This is a genomic window from Nonomuraea sp. NPDC001684, assembly GCF_053596515.1.
Map to the genome: position 1 here is coordinate 15,382 of NZ_JBSFGJ010000001.1, position 17,692 is coordinate 33,073.

The following is a 17,692-nucleotide window of genomic DNA, read 5'->3' on the forward strand; positions in this document are numbered from 1 at the left end:
CAGGCCCGGGAACGGACGCAAGTAGGCGATGTGGTGAGCATTGTAGGTGTGGATCCAGGACCCGCTGGGGTTGCCGATCGTTGCCCAGGACTCGTCCATGGGCGGGGAGAAAAGCGGTGTACCGGTCGCGTCCCCGTCCGGACCGCCTGCCATGAAACTCAGGTGCGGCGTCGCGTGGACGCCCTTTAGGCTGTGCCAGCGAAGCCCGACTTGTAGCAATCTTGGTGAATCGGGGATGCGTGAGGTATGACGAGTCAATTGTTCGCGATCTGCTTCAATGCGATCCGTCCCTCGGACCTGGCGCGGTTCTGGTCGGGGGTTCTGGGCTGGGAGATGGCCGACGCCCCTGACGACGACGTCGCGATCCTGCCGCCCGACCCTGCCGGCTTCCGCGTCCGCTTCCTGCCGAGCCTGGAACCGAAGATCGGCCAGAACCGGGCGCACTTCGACCTGACGAGCACCTCCCCGGACGATCAGCAGCAGACGGTGGCCAGAGCACTGAGACTCGGCGGGAAGCACATCGACGTGGGCCAACTCCCGGAAGAGGGACATGTGGTGCTCGCCGACCCGGAGGGCAACGAGTTCTGCGTCATCGAGGCGGGCAACAAGTTCCTTGCCGACACCGGTGTCATTGGTGCACTGGCCTGCGACGGCACCCAGGAGGTCGGCTACTTCTGGAGCGAGGCGCTGCGGTGGCCACTGGTCTGGGACCAGGACCAGGAGACCGCGATCCAGTCGCCGAGCGGCGGCACGAAGATCACGTGGGGTGGTCCTCCGGTGGCGCCGAAGACGGGCACGAACAGATTGTGCTTCGAGCTCGTGACGCCCGCCGACGCCGACTGGGAGGCGGAGGTCGATCGCCTGCTCTCGCTCGGGGCGACGCGTGCCGGTGAGGATGATGGCGGCCAGATCCTGATGTTCGACCCGGACGGCAACGAATTCTCCATACGCAGCCCCCGGTAGCGCGGCTCTGCCCGTCCGGTCCATGTTTTCGATGTATCGCACATTTCGTGCCAGTTGCCGGCTTGCGGTCGTACGGACCGTGCTGCGCCAAGGGGGCGCCGGATGCCGCAGGTGGTGCGGAGCCCAACCGTCCCCGTACGGGCCGGGCTGATCTTCAGCTGGCCGCACTCGGCGGGGGGCCGACGTCGACGGCCGCCTGCGCGCCGGCTGCGGAGGCGGGAGGGCGCCGGCCGGCCGCGAACACAGCCCCGCAGATGCGTGCCGACCGCCGCCTCATGCCGAGACCAGTTGCTCCAGGGAGCAAGGCCGGAGGCTGGGTGGACGGATCCAGGATCCGGCGCGAATCGCGAGATGGCACACCTGCTGACCATTGCGAGCCGGAAACTCGACATCGAGAGCGGTAATCGTGGGCTCACATCGAAAGCGTTCATCGCCCACCCTTTATGCCTCTTCGACAGTTCAGGACGCTGGATCGCTCTACATGTTCGTCTGCCTGGAGTGCACACAACCCCGCAATCGCCCTACGATCGGCCACGTATGGGGAGCGCTTACTCTGATGCGACTCTTGACCGGAACGGGGAGCAAATGATTTTAAGGGCATGCAGTCGAGTGTTGATGGGGATCGGGCTTGTGGTCCTTGTTCCCAGCATCCTCATGCAGTTGGGGGTGCAGGACAAATGGATGCGCGCGAGGGTGGTCGAGCCGTCGGAAGCGAATGCATCCTTCCTGACACCGCTGGTGATCTCATGGATGGGTATCGGTCTGGGGATCGCGTGGGTGCTGGCGGCCATAACCTGCTTTCTCATACCAAGATCCATGGCCTATCTGCAGCGAACGGAGGGCCGCCAAGGCGGTTCTGGTGCGGTCGTTTGACCTGCTCGCCACCTGATCACCCCGGAGCCGAAGTACCCTCACCGGAGGCGTGGGCTCAACGCTCACCAGCGCTGGAGTCGAGCCTGCCTTTCAGGCCTCGTTCCAGTTGTCGAGAACGATGACGGGCGCCTCTTCCACATCCAGCCACTCGCTTTCGATGCCCATGCCAGTGGACGCCTCGATGAAGGCGAACGCCGCGCTGCGCTTGCCTCGATAGTCCTCGGGGTCGAGGTTGTCGAGCATGGCGCGGAACTCGGCCAGGATGCCCGGATCACCCTTTTGGACGGCGTGCTCGGCGAAGATGAAGTCGCGCATCCATGCCCTGATCTTGCCGTCGGCCGCGTAGAGAATCGTGTATCCCCCGTTGAAGTGCCAGGTCGTCATCCACACGCGTGACTTTTTGCTGAGTTCAGTGAGGATGTGATCGGGCGTGGCGAAGCCATGGGAGAACTCCAGGAAACCCCAGGCTCCTTCGCCCTGGTAGACGAAGAGCACGGGCATGTCCTCCTCTCCTGCCTCCTCTGTGGGGTACTCCATGATGCGTTTCTCGGGATCACGGCCCCCGTTCAGCCGCCACAGGAGATCGTCCACTGTGATCTCTTCATCGCGAGATTGCACGACGGTCCAGCAGAGGGCCTCCTCAAAGTACTGCTGTTGGCTGAAAAGATTGCGGTAGTGATCGATCACGTGATGATTGTCGTGGAAGCTGACAGGAGCGAAGCAGCCCTCGTCTCCTCCAGAAATGCAGAAGAGGCCCGAAGGACCTCTGAGCTGCACTTACTGCTGATGGAAGATACAAGGGTCGACGTTGTCCCTCGGCCCTGCAATGTCGGTCCATCCCGCGTACATCCCGGAGCATGCTCCGGCGTCACGCGTTCTTCGTCCGCTCTTGTAGGCGTCCAAGGTGCCGGAAATGCTGGCCAACTCGCGATCGGACTGCCCGGTTGATCAGTCGGACTTGTGGATCTGAAGCATGCTCGTACAGCTCGATCTCGGACGGATCGCCGTCGCGGCTCGGCTTCGACGGTCACCCCACCACCGTGTACGAGCGGTCGAGCGAGGAATCGGTGGAGCAGGTCGCAGGCATGCTCGCGCGGACGGTCAGCCCGGAGCGACCGCACGACCTCGCGGTCTCCCGCCCGTCGGACGCGCTGGCCGCCCGCGCGGCCGCTGCGGGCACCTTCACCACCCTGCTGCTCGGACTCGGCGCAGTCGCGCTGCTCGTCGGCGGCGTGGGCGTGGCCAACACGATGGTGATCTCGGTGCTGGAGCTCCGCAAGGAGATCGGGCTGCGTCGCGCGCTGGGCGCCACACGCGGGCAGATCAGAATCCAGTGCCTGACAGAGTCGCTGCTGCTGTCGGCGCTCGGCGGAGTGGCGGGGGCTGCGCTCGGCGGGCTGGTGACCGCCGGGTACGCGCTGTGGCAGGGCTGGCCGCCCACGGTGCCCGCGTGGGTGCCGGCCGGCGCCTTCGCCGCCACACCGGCCGTCGGCGCGATCGCCGGGATCTGCTCGGCGATCAGGGCCTCCCACCTGCCTCCCACAGTGGCCCTGGCCTCCAGCTGACCCCGGTACGTCGGGTCGATCTTCCAATCGAGCAGCGTGCCGCCCCCCGGGCTGGAACAGCGTCCTACTGGGTCAGGGATTCGGCGACGAGTCGCCAGATGTCCGCGGCCAGGTCCATGTTGCCGCTCTGCTGGGCCTGCTCGGCGAGCTTGCGCAGCCCGGCGAGCGCCGCGTCCTGCTCGCCCTCCAGGAGCAGGACGCGGTTGCGCAGGACGTCGAGCCGCATCCGCTCCTGGTAGGTGAGCAGATCGTCGAAGCCGGTCAGCCGGTCGAGGACCGTGCGGGCCTCGTCGAGGTCGCCGGCGAGGACGGCGATCCGGGCGCGCACGGCCAGCAGTTGCTGCTCGATGGCGGGGGCGCCCGCGAACGGCATCGCGGCCTGGACTTCGGTGACACGCCGCCGGGCGGACTCCGTTCTGGGCGGATCGGCCCTGAGGTCGAGCCGGGCCGCGCCGAGGCGCAGGCGCATCCAGAGCGTCAGGTCGTCCCGGCCGTCGAAGCCGTCGATGGCCTGGTTCATCAGCTCCGCGCCGGTGTCGAGGTCGCCCTGGCGGACCCGGATGTTGGCCACGGTCCACACGGCTTGCGCCCGCAGCGCTCCCGAGATCTGGTCCGCCAGCGTGAGCAGTTCGTCGGCATGCCGGGCGGCGTCGGGAAGCCGCCCGGCCTCGGCCAGCGCCGACACCAGGGCCAGCAGTGTGGAGGCCCGCACGCGGACGGGCAGCGCCTCGCGTTCGGCCAGCTCGTAGGCGTGTGTTGCGGCATCGACGGCGCCGGCGATCTCCCCGGTGCTGCGCATGCAGCGCGACAGTGCGGCCAGCACCCTGGACTGCAGCTCGGGCAGCCCGATCTGCGCGCTGAGCGTGGCCAGCTCGTCGAGGCAGGTGCGTTGCTCGGCGTACTCCTGACGCCACTGACGCCATTCGGCGACCTTCCAAAGGGCCTGCCAGCGCAGCAGGGGGTCCTCTCCGCGGGAGGTTTTCAGGGCGTCGCTGAGGGTCTGGCCGCCTTCGTCCTGGCTCAGGCCGGTGGCCAGGGTCAGGCTCTCGGCCAGGGAGGTGGCGGTGGACTGGGTGAGGGCGGCGGGGCTGATGCCGAGCTGGGTGGCCAGGTGCGTGATGGCCCGTTCGGTGGGCTGACGCGCCCCTGATTCCAGCCGGGACAGGTATCCGGTGGACATGCCCTCGCCCGCGAGGGCTGCGAGCGTCAGGCCGCGTTCGGTCCTCAGTTGCCTCAGTCGGCGGCCGAAGAGTGGTTGTTCGAGCATGTCCGAACTCCCGGGTAGCGGTTGACGTCGTCCGACGTCCGGAGGGTAGCTCACTTGCCTCACTTTAGACAAGTTCTTGCCTAGCGCCAACGCTCGGCCCATGCGAGCTTGGCAATTAATTTTGGCAACTACTTGCCAACGCCGTGGCAACAGCCGTAGCGTTCCTGTCGTCGCCAACGGACCTCGTCGCCGACAAGCCAGAAGCAACCCGAAGGAGCACCGCCATGCCCATCGCCCTCACCGACCAGGACCAGCTCACCCTGCGTACCGCCGCCTGGGGCGCCGTCTCGCTGATGTCCGCCGCCGGCGCCGCCGGCTCGGCCCACAAGGCCGCCGCCGAGGGCTCCGTCGCCCTGACGTCCGCGACCGGTCTGGTCGGGCACGTGCTGGCCAAGGCGCCCAAGGGCGTGAAGTACGGCAGGACCGTGGCCGAACTCGCCGACCAGGTGCTGCCTGCCCTGAACGCCTCCATGAGCCTGCTCGCGAAGTCGGCACCGGCCGAGGCCGACAACTTCCGCCGCACCGTCCTGGTCGCCGTCGAAGCGGCCGCCCACGGGAGGCCCAGCCCCACCATGACCGAGATGGCCCGCAAGATCAGCGCGGCCCTCGACACCGCTCCGGCCACGCCCGAGGTGAGCGCGGCGAGCACCGTGGCCGGGCAGGATCGCCCGGAACTGCAGGAGGCCATGCAGGCGTACGTCGATTCCGGGGTGGCCACCGGCATGCAACTGCGGGTGAACGACGAGCGCGGCGAGTGGGTCGGCACCGCCGGGGTGCGCGAGCTGGGCTCGCCGGAGAAGCCGCCGGCGGACGGACGGTTCCGGGTCGGCAGCTCCACCAAGGCGTTCGTCGCGACCGTGGTGCTGCAGCTCGTGGCCGAGGGCAGGATCGGACTGGACAGCCCGGTGGACGGCTACCTGCCCGAGTTCGCGCTGGACGGCCGGATCACCGTACGGATGCTGCTGCAGCACACCAGCGGGATCTTCAACCACACCGGCGAGTACTACGAGGACGGGACGTTCGCCCCGGGAATCCCGTGGTCGGGCAAGGAATGGGTGGACGGCCGGTTCCACACCCACCAGCCCGAGGGACTGGTCCGGCTGGCGCTGTCCAAGCCGGCGCGCTTCGAGCCGGGCACGGACTGGAGCTACTCCAACACCAACTACGTGCTGGCCAGGCTGCTGATCGAGCGGGTCACGGGCCGCTCGTTCGCCGAGGAACTGCGGCGGCTGATCCTGGGCCCGCTGGGACTGACGGGCACCGAGGCGCCGGGCACCTCGACGGAGATCACCGGTCCGCACGCCCACAGCTACTACCGGTACGAGGACGGCGGCCAGGAGCACACGGTGGACGTCACCAGCCAGAATCCTTCCTGGATCTCCGCCGGCGGCGACATGATCTCGACCACCCAGGACCTGCACGCGTTCTTCTCCGCGCTGAACGGCGGCCGGCTGCTGCCCGCCGAACTGCTGACCGAGATGCGCAAGCCGGACCCGAAGATCGGCTACGGCCTGGGGATCTTCGAGCAGGACCTGGGCGAGAACGGCGGCACCGTCTACCACCACAACGGCGGCATGGCCGGCTCCGCGGCGCTGATGTACAGCACGCCCGACGGCCGCAAGACGATGACGGCCTCCGTGACCTACGTGGACGACGCCGCCCTGTCCAAGGCGGCGGCCTTCCAGCAGGCGACACAGCGGCTCATCGCCGAGGTGTTCGGCGACGGCCGGCCCGCGAACTGAGAACAGCGACCAAGCCCCCAGAGACGAGGACATCATGAACACGACGATCAGCCGGCGCACGGCCGTCGCGGCGCTCGCGACGGCGGTGCTGGCGGGGACCGCCTCCCCCGCCATGGCTGCCGCCCCCGCCTCCAGCGCGCAGGATCGCCCGGAGCTGCGCAAGGCGATGAACGCCTTCGTCGACGCCGGCTTCACCGGGATCCAGCTACGCGTGCGCGATCAGCAGGGCGACTGGGCCGCCGGCGCCGGGGTGCGCAAGCTGGGCTCGGCCGCCAAGCCCCCGGCCGACGGGAGCTTCTGGGCGGGCAGCATCACCAAGACCTTCACCGCGACCATGGTGCTGCAGCTGGTGGCCGAGGGCAGGATCGAGCTGGACGGTCCCGCCGCCGACTACCTGCCCGGCTACGGGCTGGACGAGCGGATCACCGTACGGATGCTGCTGCGGCACACCAGCGGGATCTTCAACTACACCGGCGAGTACAACCCCGACGGGACGATGGACGAACCGGGGATCCCCGCCAACGGAGACGAATGGGTGCCCAACCGATTCAACAGCTACAAGCCCGAAGAACTGGTACGTCTGGCGCTGTCCAAGAAGCCGCGCTTCGAACCCGGGACGCAATGGAGCTACTCCAACACCAACTACACCGTGGCGCTGCTGCTGATCGAGAACGTCACCGGCCACTCCTACGCCACCGAGCTGAAGCGGCGCATCACCGGCCCGCTCGGACTGCGGGGCACCCTCGCGGCGGGCAACCGCACGACGGCACTGCCCGGCCCGCACACCCACGGCTACTACCAGTACAAGGACCGCGTGATCGACCTCTCCCACCAGAACCTGTCCCTGCTGACCGGCGCCGGTGACCTGATCTCCACCACCCAGGACCTGGCCACGTTCTTCTCCGCGCTGAACGGCGGCAAGCTCCTTCCCGCCCCGCTGCTGGCCGAGATGCGCACGGCGATCCCCACGTCCATCCCCAGGCAGGACTACGGCCTCGGCATCTGGGCGCAGGACCTGGGCCCCGGCTGCGGCACCGTCTACCAGCACAACGGCAGCCCGCCGCACGGCTACGGCGCGCTGATGTACAGCTCGCCCGACGGCAGCAAGACCCTGACCGCCTCGGTGACCTGGCTGGACTCGGCCACCAGAGGTTCGGCGAAGGACTTCCTGACGCTCGTGGACGCCCTCGTCAAGCAGGAGTTCTGCGACACACCGACCGGACAGGCACAGCCGGACAAGCCTGGTTCTGCCTTCTGAGGAGCCGGTGACCGCAGGGGCGTCGGGGACGGCGAACACGGCGGCCGGCCTTCTACACGTGCTCTACGCTGCGTCCACTCCTGGAGAGCCCGCGGCCTTCGACAAGAGCAGCGCACAGAGCAGGGCCGTGAGCGTGAAGCCGGTCACCGCAGGGACCGCGATGGAGAGGTAGAGCGAGAGATTCCCATCAGGCACCCAGGGGTCATAGTCCGGCTGGATGAGGACGACCGCCAGCATGGCGAAGGGCGCCAGCAGCCCAACGGCCGGCCAGGCAGGCAGGCGAGCAAGCAGCGCGGCCACCATGCTGAGCGGGAAGGGCGCCAGCGCGAATGCCACTGCCAGCTTGATCTCGGAATCCGAATCGGGAGTCGGCCAGTGGAGGAGGAGCAGCAGTAAGAACCCTACCGCTGACCCCGCCAAGGCCGACTTCAACAAGAGACGCACAGAGTGATTGTCACGGATCGGGACGGACAGGTCGATGTCCAGGAGCCGGATTCGTGTACAGGTTCGTCAGATCCAGCCCAGCTCGTACCGGGCCATGGAGTGAAGATCGTCCAGCGCCGCCACCACGCGAGCGCCCAGCGGGCCCTCTCCGCGGCGAATCGGTCAGTAGTACGTGACCACGGCGTACTGGTACTCGGTGTCGCCGTTCTCATCGCCGAAGTGCTTGCGTCCCGTCATGATCTCGCCCGGGTTCGCCTTCGACTCGTGCGACTCCTCGGTGTAGGTCTCCGACCAGCGCTTGTTGACCAGCGTCACGGGCCTGCCCAGATACGTGAGCATGGCGAAGTAGGCCACGCTGATGCCGTTCTCGTCCCCGTCGTGCTCGCGGCCGACCATGGCGTTGCTCTCAGGAGCCTCGAACCACGAGTAGGTCTCGGGGTCGACCAGCTGGTAGTGGTTCGTGGACACGGCGACCTGTGTCCTGTCGATCCAGATCTTCCCGCACCAGTACGTGGTGTGGCCGTTCTCGTCCCCATGGTGCGCCCGGCCGATCAACACCTCGTTCTGGGGGCAGAAGAAGCTGCTGTCGTTCTCCTTGACCGTTGCGGAGTACCCCTCGACGATCGAGACGACCGGCTTCGCGGCGGCCGGGTCTGCGGGAGTCAGGGCCAGGGCCAGGATGACGGACGCCGCAGTGGCGAGCACCTTCTTGTACACGGATTACGTCCCTCGAATCGGTCGCTCGTGCCGGCGCTTCCGGCACCACGAACACGGTGGCGGACGCCATTGCAGTCACACTTGGAAGTGACTTGTGACAAGGGATCCGCGGTCGGGCTCGTGGAAATGCTCGTGGTGCCGTGAAATACCCCCTGTGTTCGTTGAGCGGTTGAGCGTGGCCATAGCCGCAGGGCCTCGGACTGACTTCCTGGGATCGGCGGTTCTTCCGGGGATTGCTGAGATTTCCGGAATTCTGAAGGACCATCGTCGCTCGTCTTGCACGGACAGCGAAGACGAGGAGGCCGAGGCGGCCGGAGCCCTGACCGGTGGCCTGCCGAATGGGCCGATCCCCAGATGGGGATGAGATTCGTCATCGGGCCGGCCTGCGCCGGCAACGATGCGGCGGCGTCAGCTCGCCTCGCTCTGGTCCCGCTGCATCACCCTGCCGGCGAGTGCGGCTCAACGTACGGGCGCGCTTGAAATGTCACGGCCGCGAGTGCGGTGACCTACAGGGGCAGCGGGTCAGGCCGTGAGGGCGGCCGCCGCTTCCCGGTAGATGACCTTCGGGTCCTCGGACAGCCATGCCTTCACCTGGCGGCTCCAGCCGTCGGCGAGCACCTCGGGCCGATGCGCCTCGATACCGTCGAGGGCCGCCGCGACGATCACCTCGGGGGCGCTCTTGTCGCCGTCGTACCAGGCCATCATGTCGGTGTCCGCAGCGCCCAGGTGCAGGCCCGTCACCAGAGTGCGCTGGTGGGCCAGCTCCAGCCGGACGCTGTTGGTGAGCGCCCACTCGGCGGCCTTCGCCGCGTGGTACGCGCCTGCGCCGTCGTAGGCGAGCCACGAGATCGCGGACAGAACGTTGAGGATCGCGCCGTCGGCCAGCTGGGGCGCAAAGGCACGGATCACGTTGAGGGTGCCGTAGAAGTGGGTGTCCATCTCGCGGCGAATCGTGTCCAGGTCCCCGGTGACCAGATTCGCCCCGGTCGAGATTCCCGCATTGTTGATGACGATCTTGACGTCAGGTGCCGCTGCCGCCGCGGTGGCGACCGATGCCGGATCCGTGATGTCGAGGCGCAGCGGGACGACCCCCGGTACGTCGATGAGCTCCGGGCGGCGGGCAGTGGCGTACACCTTGCCTGCGCCGCGGTCGAGGAGAGACAGGATGAATCGCCGTCCGAGGCCGCGGTTGGCCCCGGTCACCAGCACATGTGCTCCGTTGATCTGCATGCCGGATAGGCTAAAACCTGACGTTGACGTCAGAGGCAAGTCTTGTGATGGAGGCCATGGTGCGCATCGGCGAGTTGGCGGCAAGGTCGGACGTCAGCGTGCGAGCCCTGCGCTACTACGAAGAGCAGGGACTGTTGGACGCGTACCGGAGCGACTCCGGGCAGCGCCACTACCCCGAGTCGGCGGCTGACCGTGTCCAGCTGATCCAGACGCTCTACGCGGCCGGTCTGTCCAGCCGGACCATTGCCGAACTGCTGCCCTGTGTCGAGGCCAAGGTCAATACTCCGGAGTCGCGTGCCCGGCTCGCCGCCGAGCGCAGTCGCATCGATGCCCAGATCGCCGCGTTGACCCGTACTCGTAACCGTCTGGACGCGGTCATCCAGTTCTCCGAAAGCCCCGACAGCGGCTGCATGTGGATCGCGGACCAGGACGTCGCCGCGGAGACAAGTCACTCCGCGACGCCGTGATCGCCACGGCTAGGCTTGGCAACTCCCGATGAAACCATCGCCGCCGAGGCTTTCTCCCGGGCCGGTGACGATCTTCCCCTCACCCCGTGAGCAGCCGCACGGGCTACGCGCCTGACGCGGCCTCCGCCGTCGTCGCGGTGCCATCGAACCGGGCCGGTGAGCTGATCAGGGACCCTCCGGCCGAGCCGCCTGGAGGTAGGTGAGGACCGCCAGGACGCGCCGATTGCCGTCCTGGGCCTGGAGGCCCAGTTTGGCGAAGACATTGCCGATGTGCTTGACGACCGCGCCCTCGGTGACGTGCAAGCCCGCGGCGATGTGGGCGTTGCTCTCCCCGGTCGCCATCCGGCCCAGGACCTCGTGTTCGCGCTCGCTGAGCGTGTCGAGCGCGTGCGGGCGCCCGGAGGACATGAGATGCCCGATGACCTTGGGGTCGATGACGATGCCGCCGCCCGCGATGACGTCGAGGGACTGCATGAAGTCGGCGACCCTGCCGACGCGATCCTTGAGGAGATAGCCGGCGCCGCCGCGGCGAGGCCCGTTCACGGGCTCGGCGATCAATTTGGCCGCGTAGGCGTCACCGAGATACTGCGACAGCACCAGGATGCCGATGTCCGGATACTCGGCGCGGATCTCCAGTGCGGCCCGCAGTCCGTCGTCGACGTTGCGCGGCGGCATCCGCACGTCGGTGATCACGACGTCGGGCCGGTGATCGGCGACGGCCTCCAGCAGTTCGTCCGCGTCCTCGGCCGCGTGCACGACCTGGTGGCCGAAGCGTTGCAGCAGTGCTACCAGGCCTTCCCGCATCAGGGCCGCGTCTTCGGCGATCACTACACGCATGGTGCCATTGTGCGTCATGTTGATCAGTACGGACGCGGGATGTCGACGGTGATCCTGGTCGGCCCGGCCGGTGGGCTGTCGATGATGAGCTCGCCCGAGAGCAGGACGGCCCGCTCGTACATACCGACCATTCCGGTGCCGTGCGCCGAGTTCGCGCCACCGAGACCGTCGTCGGACACCGTCAGCCTGATCCTGTCAGAAGTCTGTGCCAGCTCGATGTGAATGTGGTCCGGCGTCGCGTGCTTGATCGCGTTGGTGACGGCCTCACTGGCGATGTAGTACAGCGACGACTCCACCGGCAGGGAGAAGCGCCCGACGCCCTCGGCGTCGACGGTGGTTTTGATGGGTACGCGGCGTGCCAGCTCGCGCAGGGCGGCGCCGAGGCCGTCGTCGATCAGCGTGCGTGGCCGTAGCCCGTGTACGACGTCGCGCAACGTGTCCAGCGCCAGTTCGTTCTCTCTCCTGACCGCCTCCAGCGACTCCAGCGCCGAATCCTGCTTCGGCCCTGGCGGGAACATCTCACGTACTTCCAGTTCGAGCATGCCCAGGCGCATCGCCGAAGTGGCCAGGTGCTGCTGGGTGCCGTCGTGCAGGTCGCGTTCGATCCGCTGCCGCTCCCCCTCGAACCGGTCGAGTTCGGCGATGTTGGCCCTGGCCAGGGACGCCACCTGCGTCTGGAGTTCCTCCACCCGAGGCGAGAGGAGTGCGGTGGCCAGCGCACCCTGCACACTGGCCAGCAGCGTCACCACGTAAGGCGAAACGACCAGCAACACCACTCCCAACAGGGCCAGAAGCGGGAGTTCCGTGTGGTTCGGGCTCAGCGGCGCGTCCACGCCCGCCATGACGAGCATCGCTATGACCCCTGTGAAGACCAAGACGGCGATCACGATCAGCATGACGAATGAGATGAAGCCGATCAGCATGTGCGCCAGTGCGTAGGAGACCTCCCGCCACAGCACCGGCTCTTGCAGACCTGGCAGACCCGGAGACCGGCCGGCGATCGGCCGGTACCCGGCCAGCCTTACCAGGCGGCGCTCAGCGTTGGCGAGCCCGTGCGCCCAATAGGGGATGGTGCCGATGAACGCGAAGGCCAGCACGGTCACGAGCCAAAGCGCGGCGCCGATCGACAGATACATCAGCGACATCCAGGGCCAGCGCGTGAACGGGAACCGGATGGGGGACCTTCGCAGCGCGGTCAGTGCCGCCGATTGGTGCATGCCAAGAGACGGTACGCGTTCCGGAATCTCTGGACAGTGAGGGAACCCCATCACTTCGAGGTAGCTTTTAGCCTACTTCGAAGCGGTCGGGCGCCGAGTTCCGTGGGACGGGGCCGTCAGGCCGAAAGCGCGCTCGCCCGTCTCGGTGTCGAATTCTGGACCTCCGCGCGGCGCAGCGTCGCCAACCACATACGCGAGCTCCCAGCAGCCGCATCGGCCGTGCTCTGCACGGCTGTCCGGAATCACCAAGGCCGCTCACACCATTGGCATGACGCACGAAGCTCTGATCTGTCGGTGCCTCTCACTACGATCACCGCATGTTCGGCTTGGACGCGACGAATTCGATTCTCCTCGCCCTGCTGCTGTCGATCCTCGGGATCGTCATCAGCCGGTGGACAAGACAGCGCAAGGTAGCGCGGATCTACGTCGGCCTGGACTTCATGACCCCTGTCGATGTTCAGGTTCGGGCCCATGACCTCATCGAGGCAGACAGGATCCGCGAGGCTGTAGCACTGATCCGAAAGGAGTCCCAGGTGTCCTGGCCCACCGCGGTGAAGGTCACACGGGTTCTGCGCGCTGGTGGCGTCCTGCCGGGCTTCCCGGTGTTCGACGACAGCGATCTACCTACCCGGATTCGCAAGCTGATCGAGGCCGGCAACCGGAAGGAGGCCGTCTTTCTTGCGCGAAGCACCGAAGACATGAGCCAGTCAGAAGCCGAGACACTCGTCGACTCACTCTCACGGGAACCAGGGTGAGCGGTCGCCGTACATCGAGAAGACCCCGCACCCGTCACGGGTAGTGGCCTTTGACGTGGTCGTGACCTTGCGCTGCTTGTAGAGATCGGGATCACAGGACCGGCCGGCCGCCGACAGATCCGCGCTTCTTGCGGTTGGCCGCCTGGCCCGGCAAGCAGGACGAGCGGAAGATCAAATAGTTAGCTGTGGCCACCCGCTAACAGGACCTTTCGTACGGATGCTCGTCGTGCCCCCGTCTCCGTCCGAGGTTGACCAGCCTTGGGTTAGGTTGGTCGGGATGAGGACATATGAGGATCTTCCGGCGGAGCTGGTGACCGAGCGGCTGCGGTTGCGACGGTGGGTGCCGTCGGACGCAGAGCAGTTCCGCGGGTTGTGGTTCGAGCGGGACCCGCGAGTGCCTGCGGCCCGGCGGATCGACGCCGAGGGACGGCCGACGGTCGAGGACGTCCGCGGCTGGCTCGTTGACAATCCTCTGACGGCGGCTCCTGGGCTCGGGTTGCTGGCCATAGAGCTGCGCGACACCGGTGAGTTCCTCGGGTATTGCGGATTGACCGTCGGCCAGGGAACGTTCGACGAACCTGAGATCGCCTACGAGCTGGCACAACGAGCTCACGGCCATGGTTATGCGACAGAAGCCGCCCGTGCGGTCTTGGAAGCCGCGATTCGAACAGGACGTCGCCGCCTCTGGGCCACTGTGCGGGAGTGGAACACCCCCTCGTTCCGCGTCCTTGAGAAACTCGGCTTCCACCGAAGCGACCGCATCGACGAGGACGTCGAACACGGCAACTCGATCTGGATGACGCGCGTACTCGACCCGCGATAGAGACGCGAGCATCAGCCACCAGATCACGCAGCTCGCGCAGGTGGCCGCCGCCGAAGGCCCCGACGGGACGTAAGGGGTGGGAGTCGCCGGACGGTCATTCGGTGCGGCCGCGCATCATCTCGACCAGCCAGGCCCGATCGGCGGCCGCCTTCACCGCCCCGACCGGGTAGGCGCGGTCGAGCGCCGAACAGGACCGCCTGGACGCACGCACCCCGGGCCCCGAACGCCGCACGGCCCTCGTGCGGCCTCAGCGCCCCCCACCCCGCACCTCCTGGCGATCAGGCCAGCACGGCCGCATCCACCCCCAGGGCCGCTGCGGAACCCGAAAAGATCTTCCGGCGCGAGGTCATCGACCGGCACCAGCTGCTCGCGCAGACGAACCCGGAAACGTCGGAGGCCGGTGGCCAGGACATCGCCGACCCTCAAGGTCTTCCACGCAGCCAGAGCACGAGCGTTCTAACCGTCCGAAGCCCGGTCGCCCCTCATGGAGGTCCCCTACGCCCTACGTCATGCGGCCGTCTCCACATGGCTCAACGCTGGCGTGCCGAGCGCCCCAGATAGCCGAATGGGCACGTCGGCAACCGCGATCAGCCGGTCGACCAGATCGGGCAGAAGGGCTGGATTGATAGCGAGGCCGCATAGGACAGAGTTCACAGGAGCATCCTGCCCGGGCCGTGATCACACGGCTCGTGATCATCTCCGAGATGGCGAGGTCTTACCTCCCGACCGTCGCCTTGTTGCGCACGAGACTTCGGCCACCCGTGCAGGCGACTTCGGAAATCGACACACAGATGGTGATCTCGATTTCGTCCTTTGGCTTCGGGACCGTTGCAGGAACATTGGCATGGAATAGCCCGGTTCCATCGCGGGGTACCCACGAGCGAGAGCGCGCCTCTGGCCGCCCTGCTCAGTCATCACAAGGACGCGGTCACGACGCGTTCGAAGCAACGTAGTGGCCGGTAGCCGGTGGCGTCGAGCTTGGCCGGTTCGGTGCCGACGATTCGTTGATCACGCAGAGGGTCGGGCGCAGTAGCACGCGCCCAATGCCAGCGCGTAGAGGGCGGCACGAGTGCTGCCGAAGTAGCTGCATTGCCGTCCCAGGGTGCCTGATTCCTTCCGAAGAGCTCTGTGACGCTCCGTTCCTGAGGTGGACGCGCACACTATGGGAGCCAGTGTCGCTGCAGACACATCCTGAGCGCCGCGGTCCACCAACCATGATCACTAAGGAATGCATAGGGAACGATCAACCATAGAGAGCCGGCGCCACTCGTGGACGGCCGGACACGACGCGAGAGGCCCGTCACCGCGTTTCCGCTGGTGACGGGCCTCTTCCCGCTGGTGTGGCAGGTGCAAGGTTCGAACTTGCGTAGGCTGAGCCGACGGTTTTACAGACCGCTCCCTTTGGCCACTCGGGCAACCTGCCGTGCCATCCGCTCTCGCGGCGACAGACAGAAGAATAGCGGACTTCCGAGGTGTACGTGACACCAGTTTGTCCCCAGCCGGATCGTGGTCACCGGCTGCGCCGGAACAGCAGGCGTCCCATCCCGCGTGCGTGCTGGTCGAAGCCTGCCGCGTCGTTGGTTCTGGGGAAGGGTTCGTCCGGGACGGGCACGCCGAGGAAGTCGCACAGCGGCTGCCAGCCCTGGGCGACTTCGAACACCAGCAGGCGGTCCTGGGGGATGGTGGCTTTGACCTCCTCCACGTGTTCGGTGAAGATCTTGAGGGCGAGTTCGGTGTCGGGGATGCCGCCGCCGAAGACGCGCTCGCTCACGACCAGCCGGGTCATCCGGATGAATGCCGCGAAGTCCGTGTCGAGGAGGCGGGAGAGTGTGGCCATTGTCCGGCCCGACCAGGTGCGGGCGCGGGCCGACTGTTTGAAGATGGTGGCGTTCATGCTGGCCAGCCAGCGTTCCGGGTCGCGGACGGTGAGGATGACCTTGGCGTCGGTGTAGTGGTGGGCGAGTTCGCGCCAGTACGCGGCGGCCGGCCAGTCGACGCAGGAGTCGTACCCCGACATGAGGGTTTCCCAGGTGACCGGACGGCCTTCGGCGAGGTCCAGCCAGCGTCGGATGTGGACCGGATTCTGGAGCACCTCCGTCATGTGGTGACATGGGCCGAAGCCCAGACGTTCCAGCGCGGTCTTCGTGGACAGCGTTCCGGTGCGGCCGAAGCCGGCTCCGATGACTCGCATGATCCCTACCAATACGATCGGAAACTGCGAAATGTGGGTCCACAGGCATGATCCGTCGCCAAGAGCCCGGCATCAAGCCGCCTCGCGCCCACGTGGACTGCACGGCGCGCCGATGCTGGCTAGGCTCGTTCGCTGGGTCCGCGCATTCGGCGTACGACGGAGCGGTTTCGCGTACGGCGGAGAGGCGGGATCCCTAATAACGCTTTCACAGCCGAGAGGATGGGTGTTTTGGCCGATTCATCTTTCGATATCGTCAGCAAGATCGACCGCCAGGAGGTCGACAACGCGCTGAACCAGACGGCCAAGGAGATCGGACACCGCTTCGACTTCAAGGGCACCGGGGCGAGCATCAGCTGGACCGGTGACAACATCGAGATCAAGGCGAACAGCGAGGAGCGCGCCAATGCCGCACTCGACGCGTTCAAGGACAAGGTGGTCAAGCGCGGGCTCTCGCTGAAGATCCTCGACGCGGGCGAGCCCAGGCTGTCGGGCAAGGAATACCGCATGCTGGTCACCCTCAAGGAGGGCATCGACCAGGAGAACGCCAAGAAGATCTCCAAGCTGATCCGCGACGAGGGTCCCAAGGGCATCAAGGCGCAGATCCAGGGCGAGGAGCTGCGGGTCAGCTCGAAGAAGAAGGACGATCTGCAGGACGTCATTTCTCTGCTCAAGGGCAAGGATCTCGACATCGCTCTGCAATTCGTGAACTACCGCTAACAGGTCGGCCTCCGGGGCACATGGCGGCGTACGCGCCTTCTTGTGCCTCGGGCCTGCATTCGCGGTGGAACGGGCGAATCCGGCATCGTAGGCTCGACAATCGTGACGAAGATCCCCCTGCGCCGCTTCACGGCACGCGTCCTGCCCCTTGATGCGAAAGACCGGGTGCTGCTGCTGCACGGCTTTGATCCGCAACTGCCGGACAAGCCGTTCTGGTTCACCATTGGGGGCGCGGCGGAGGCCGGGGAGGAGCTTCGGCAGGCCGCCGCGCGCGAGCTGTACGAGGAGGTCGGGATCCGGCGGGAGGTGGCGGAGTTCACCGGGCCGTACGGGACGAGCACGATCGAGTTCTGCTGGTCCGATTATGCGATCACGCAGGACCAGACCTTCTTCGCGATCCGGGTGCACGACACCGCCGTGTCGTTCGAGCACATGGAGCAGATCGAGAAGGAGACGACGACGGGGCATCGGTGGTGGAGCGCGGAGGAGCTCGAGAACACCGAGGAGACCTTCTTCCCGGAGGACCTGCCGGCCATCCTGAGGCGGATCGCTGCGGCCGGAGAGCCGGGGTAGCCCCGACGTCGCCGGAAGGCCCTGATCGCTGCAGCAGGACCACCGAAGGGCAA

Annotated in this window: 18 protein-coding genes and 1 tRNA gene; 10 read left to right on the top strand and 9 right to left on the bottom strand. The window is 66.9% G+C overall.

All coding sequences use genetic code 11. From position 1 onward, the window contains the following. The first annotated feature begins 258 nt into the window (after positions 1-258). The gene (locus ACWCSD_RS00100) at positions 259-963 is read left to right on the top strand and encodes a VOC family protein (RefSeq protein WP_449912093.1); all 705 of its coding nucleotides are present in this window, start codon (positions 259-261) and stop codon (positions 961-963) included. Between the two features lie 351 nt (positions 964-1,314). Continuing rightward, positions 1,315-1,836, top strand: a complete 522-nt coding sequence (locus ACWCSD_RS00105) for a hypothetical protein (RefSeq protein WP_449912095.1) — start codon at positions 1,315-1,317, stop codon at positions 1,834-1,836. Between the two features lie 90 nt (positions 1,837-1,926). Here the strand turns inward: ACWCSD_RS00105 and ACWCSD_RS00110 are convergent, their stop codons facing one another. After that, on the bottom strand, positions 1,927-2,523 hold the full coding sequence (locus ACWCSD_RS00110) for a hypothetical protein (RefSeq protein ID WP_449912097.1): 597 nt from the start codon (positions 2,521-2,523) through the stop codon (positions 1,927-1,929). 380 nt (positions 2,524-2,903) lie between these two features. Here ACWCSD_RS00110 and ACWCSD_RS00115 point away from each other — a divergent pair, with 380 nt between their 5' ends. Then, entirely contained in the window at positions 2,904-3,401 is a 498-nt protein-coding gene (locus tag ACWCSD_RS00115; protein WP_449912099.1) for an ABC transporter permease, read from the top strand. A 64-nt stretch (positions 3,402-3,465) separates the two neighbouring features. Here the strand turns inward: ACWCSD_RS00115 and ACWCSD_RS00120 are convergent, their stop codons facing one another. Then, positions 3,466-4,668, bottom strand: a complete 1,203-nt coding sequence (locus ACWCSD_RS00120; protein ID WP_449912101.1) for a helix-turn-helix domain-containing protein — start codon at positions 4,666-4,668, stop codon at positions 3,466-3,468. A gap of 224 nt (positions 4,669-4,892) precedes the next feature. On the opposite strand from ACWCSD_RS00120, the gene ACWCSD_RS00125 reads away from it, so the two are divergent. Together ACWCSD_RS00125 and ACWCSD_RS00130 are read left to right on the top strand one after the other, a co-directional pair. Then, positions 4,893-6,410, top strand: a complete 1,518-nt coding sequence (locus tag ACWCSD_RS00125; RefSeq protein WP_449912103.1) for a serine hydrolase domain-containing protein — start codon at positions 4,893-4,895, stop codon at positions 6,408-6,410. A 34-nt stretch (positions 6,411-6,444) separates the two neighbouring features. After that, complete coding sequence (locus tag ACWCSD_RS00130) at positions 6,445-7,668, top strand: serine hydrolase domain-containing protein (RefSeq protein WP_449912105.1); 1,224 nt, start codon at positions 6,445-6,447, stop codon at positions 7,666-7,668. A gap of 63 nt (positions 7,669-7,731) precedes the next feature. Here the strand turns inward: ACWCSD_RS00130 and ACWCSD_RS00135 are convergent, their stop codons facing one another. The 3 genes from ACWCSD_RS00135 to ACWCSD_RS00145 all read right to left on the bottom strand — a co-directional run bounded on the left by ACWCSD_RS00135 (position 7,732) and on the right by ACWCSD_RS00145 (position 10,059). Beyond that, the gene (locus ACWCSD_RS00135; RefSeq protein ID WP_397154395.1) at positions 7,732-8,112 is read right to left on the bottom strand and encodes a hypothetical protein; all 381 of its coding nucleotides are present in this window, start codon (positions 8,110-8,112) and stop codon (positions 7,732-7,734) included. A 162-nt stretch (positions 8,113-8,274) separates the two neighbouring features. Next, a complete protein-coding gene (locus ACWCSD_RS00140) occupies positions 8,275-8,829 on the bottom strand; it encodes a hypothetical protein (protein WP_449912107.1) in 555 nt (184 codons plus the stop codon). A gap of 522 nt (positions 8,830-9,351) precedes the next feature. After that, positions 9,352-10,059: an SDR family oxidoreductase gene (locus tag ACWCSD_RS00145; protein WP_397154398.1), complete on the bottom strand. Its 708-nt coding sequence runs from the start codon at positions 10,057-10,059 to the stop codon at positions 9,352-9,354. Between the two features lie 59 nt (positions 10,060-10,118). Here ACWCSD_RS00145 and ACWCSD_RS00150 point away from each other — a divergent pair, with 59 nt between their 5' ends. Further along, complete coding sequence (locus tag ACWCSD_RS00150; protein ID WP_397154400.1) at positions 10,119-10,526, top strand: MerR family transcriptional regulator; 408 nt, start codon at positions 10,119-10,121, stop codon at positions 10,524-10,526. 165 nt (positions 10,527-10,691) lie between these two features. Here the strand turns inward: ACWCSD_RS00150 and ACWCSD_RS00155 are convergent, their stop codons facing one another. Continuing rightward, positions 10,692-11,363 (bottom strand): response regulator transcription factor, encoded by a 672-nt coding sequence (locus ACWCSD_RS00155; RefSeq protein ID WP_397154402.1) that lies wholly within the window; start codon positions 11,361-11,363, stop codon positions 10,692-10,694. Positions 11,364-11,386: 23 nt separating this feature from the next. After that, on the bottom strand, positions 11,387-12,580 hold the full coding sequence (locus ACWCSD_RS00160; RefSeq protein ID WP_397154404.1) for a sensor histidine kinase: 1,194 nt from the start codon (positions 12,578-12,580) through the stop codon (positions 11,387-11,389). A gap of 317 nt (positions 12,581-12,897) precedes the next feature. Between ACWCSD_RS00160 and ACWCSD_RS00165 the strand changes: the two genes are divergently transcribed. Next, positions 12,898-13,335, top strand: coding sequence for a hypothetical protein (locus ACWCSD_RS00165; protein WP_397154406.1), 438 nt, complete (start codon positions 12,898-12,900; stop codon positions 13,333-13,335). 217 nt (positions 13,336-13,552) lie between these two features. Continuing rightward, positions 13,553-14,158: a GNAT family N-acetyltransferase gene (locus ACWCSD_RS00170; RefSeq protein ID WP_449912111.1), complete on the top strand. Its 606-nt coding sequence runs from the start codon at positions 13,553-13,555 to the stop codon at positions 14,156-14,158. Positions 14,159-15,499: 1,341 nt separating this feature from the next. Here ACWCSD_RS00170 and ACWCSD_RS00175 read toward each other — a convergent pair. Then, a tRNA-Tyr gene (locus ACWCSD_RS00175) sits at positions 15,500-15,581 on the bottom strand. 87 nt (positions 15,582-15,668) lie between these two features. Then, positions 15,669-16,349, bottom strand: coding sequence for a sulfotransferase family protein (locus tag ACWCSD_RS00180; protein WP_397154440.1), 681 nt, complete (start codon positions 16,347-16,349; stop codon positions 15,669-15,671). Positions 16,350-16,568: 219 nt separating this feature from the next. On the opposite strand from ACWCSD_RS00180, the gene ACWCSD_RS00185 reads away from it, so the two are divergent. After that, on the top strand, positions 16,569-17,066 hold the full coding sequence (locus ACWCSD_RS00185; protein ID WP_352322494.1) for a YajQ family cyclic di-GMP-binding protein: 498 nt from the start codon (positions 16,569-16,571) through the stop codon (positions 17,064-17,066). Positions 17,067-17,168: 102 nt separating this feature from the next. Further along, positions 17,169-17,639, top strand: a complete 471-nt coding sequence (locus tag ACWCSD_RS00190) for an NUDIX hydrolase (RefSeq protein ID WP_397154442.1) — start codon at positions 17,169-17,171, stop codon at positions 17,637-17,639. Positions 17,640-17,692: the final 53 nt, after the last annotated feature.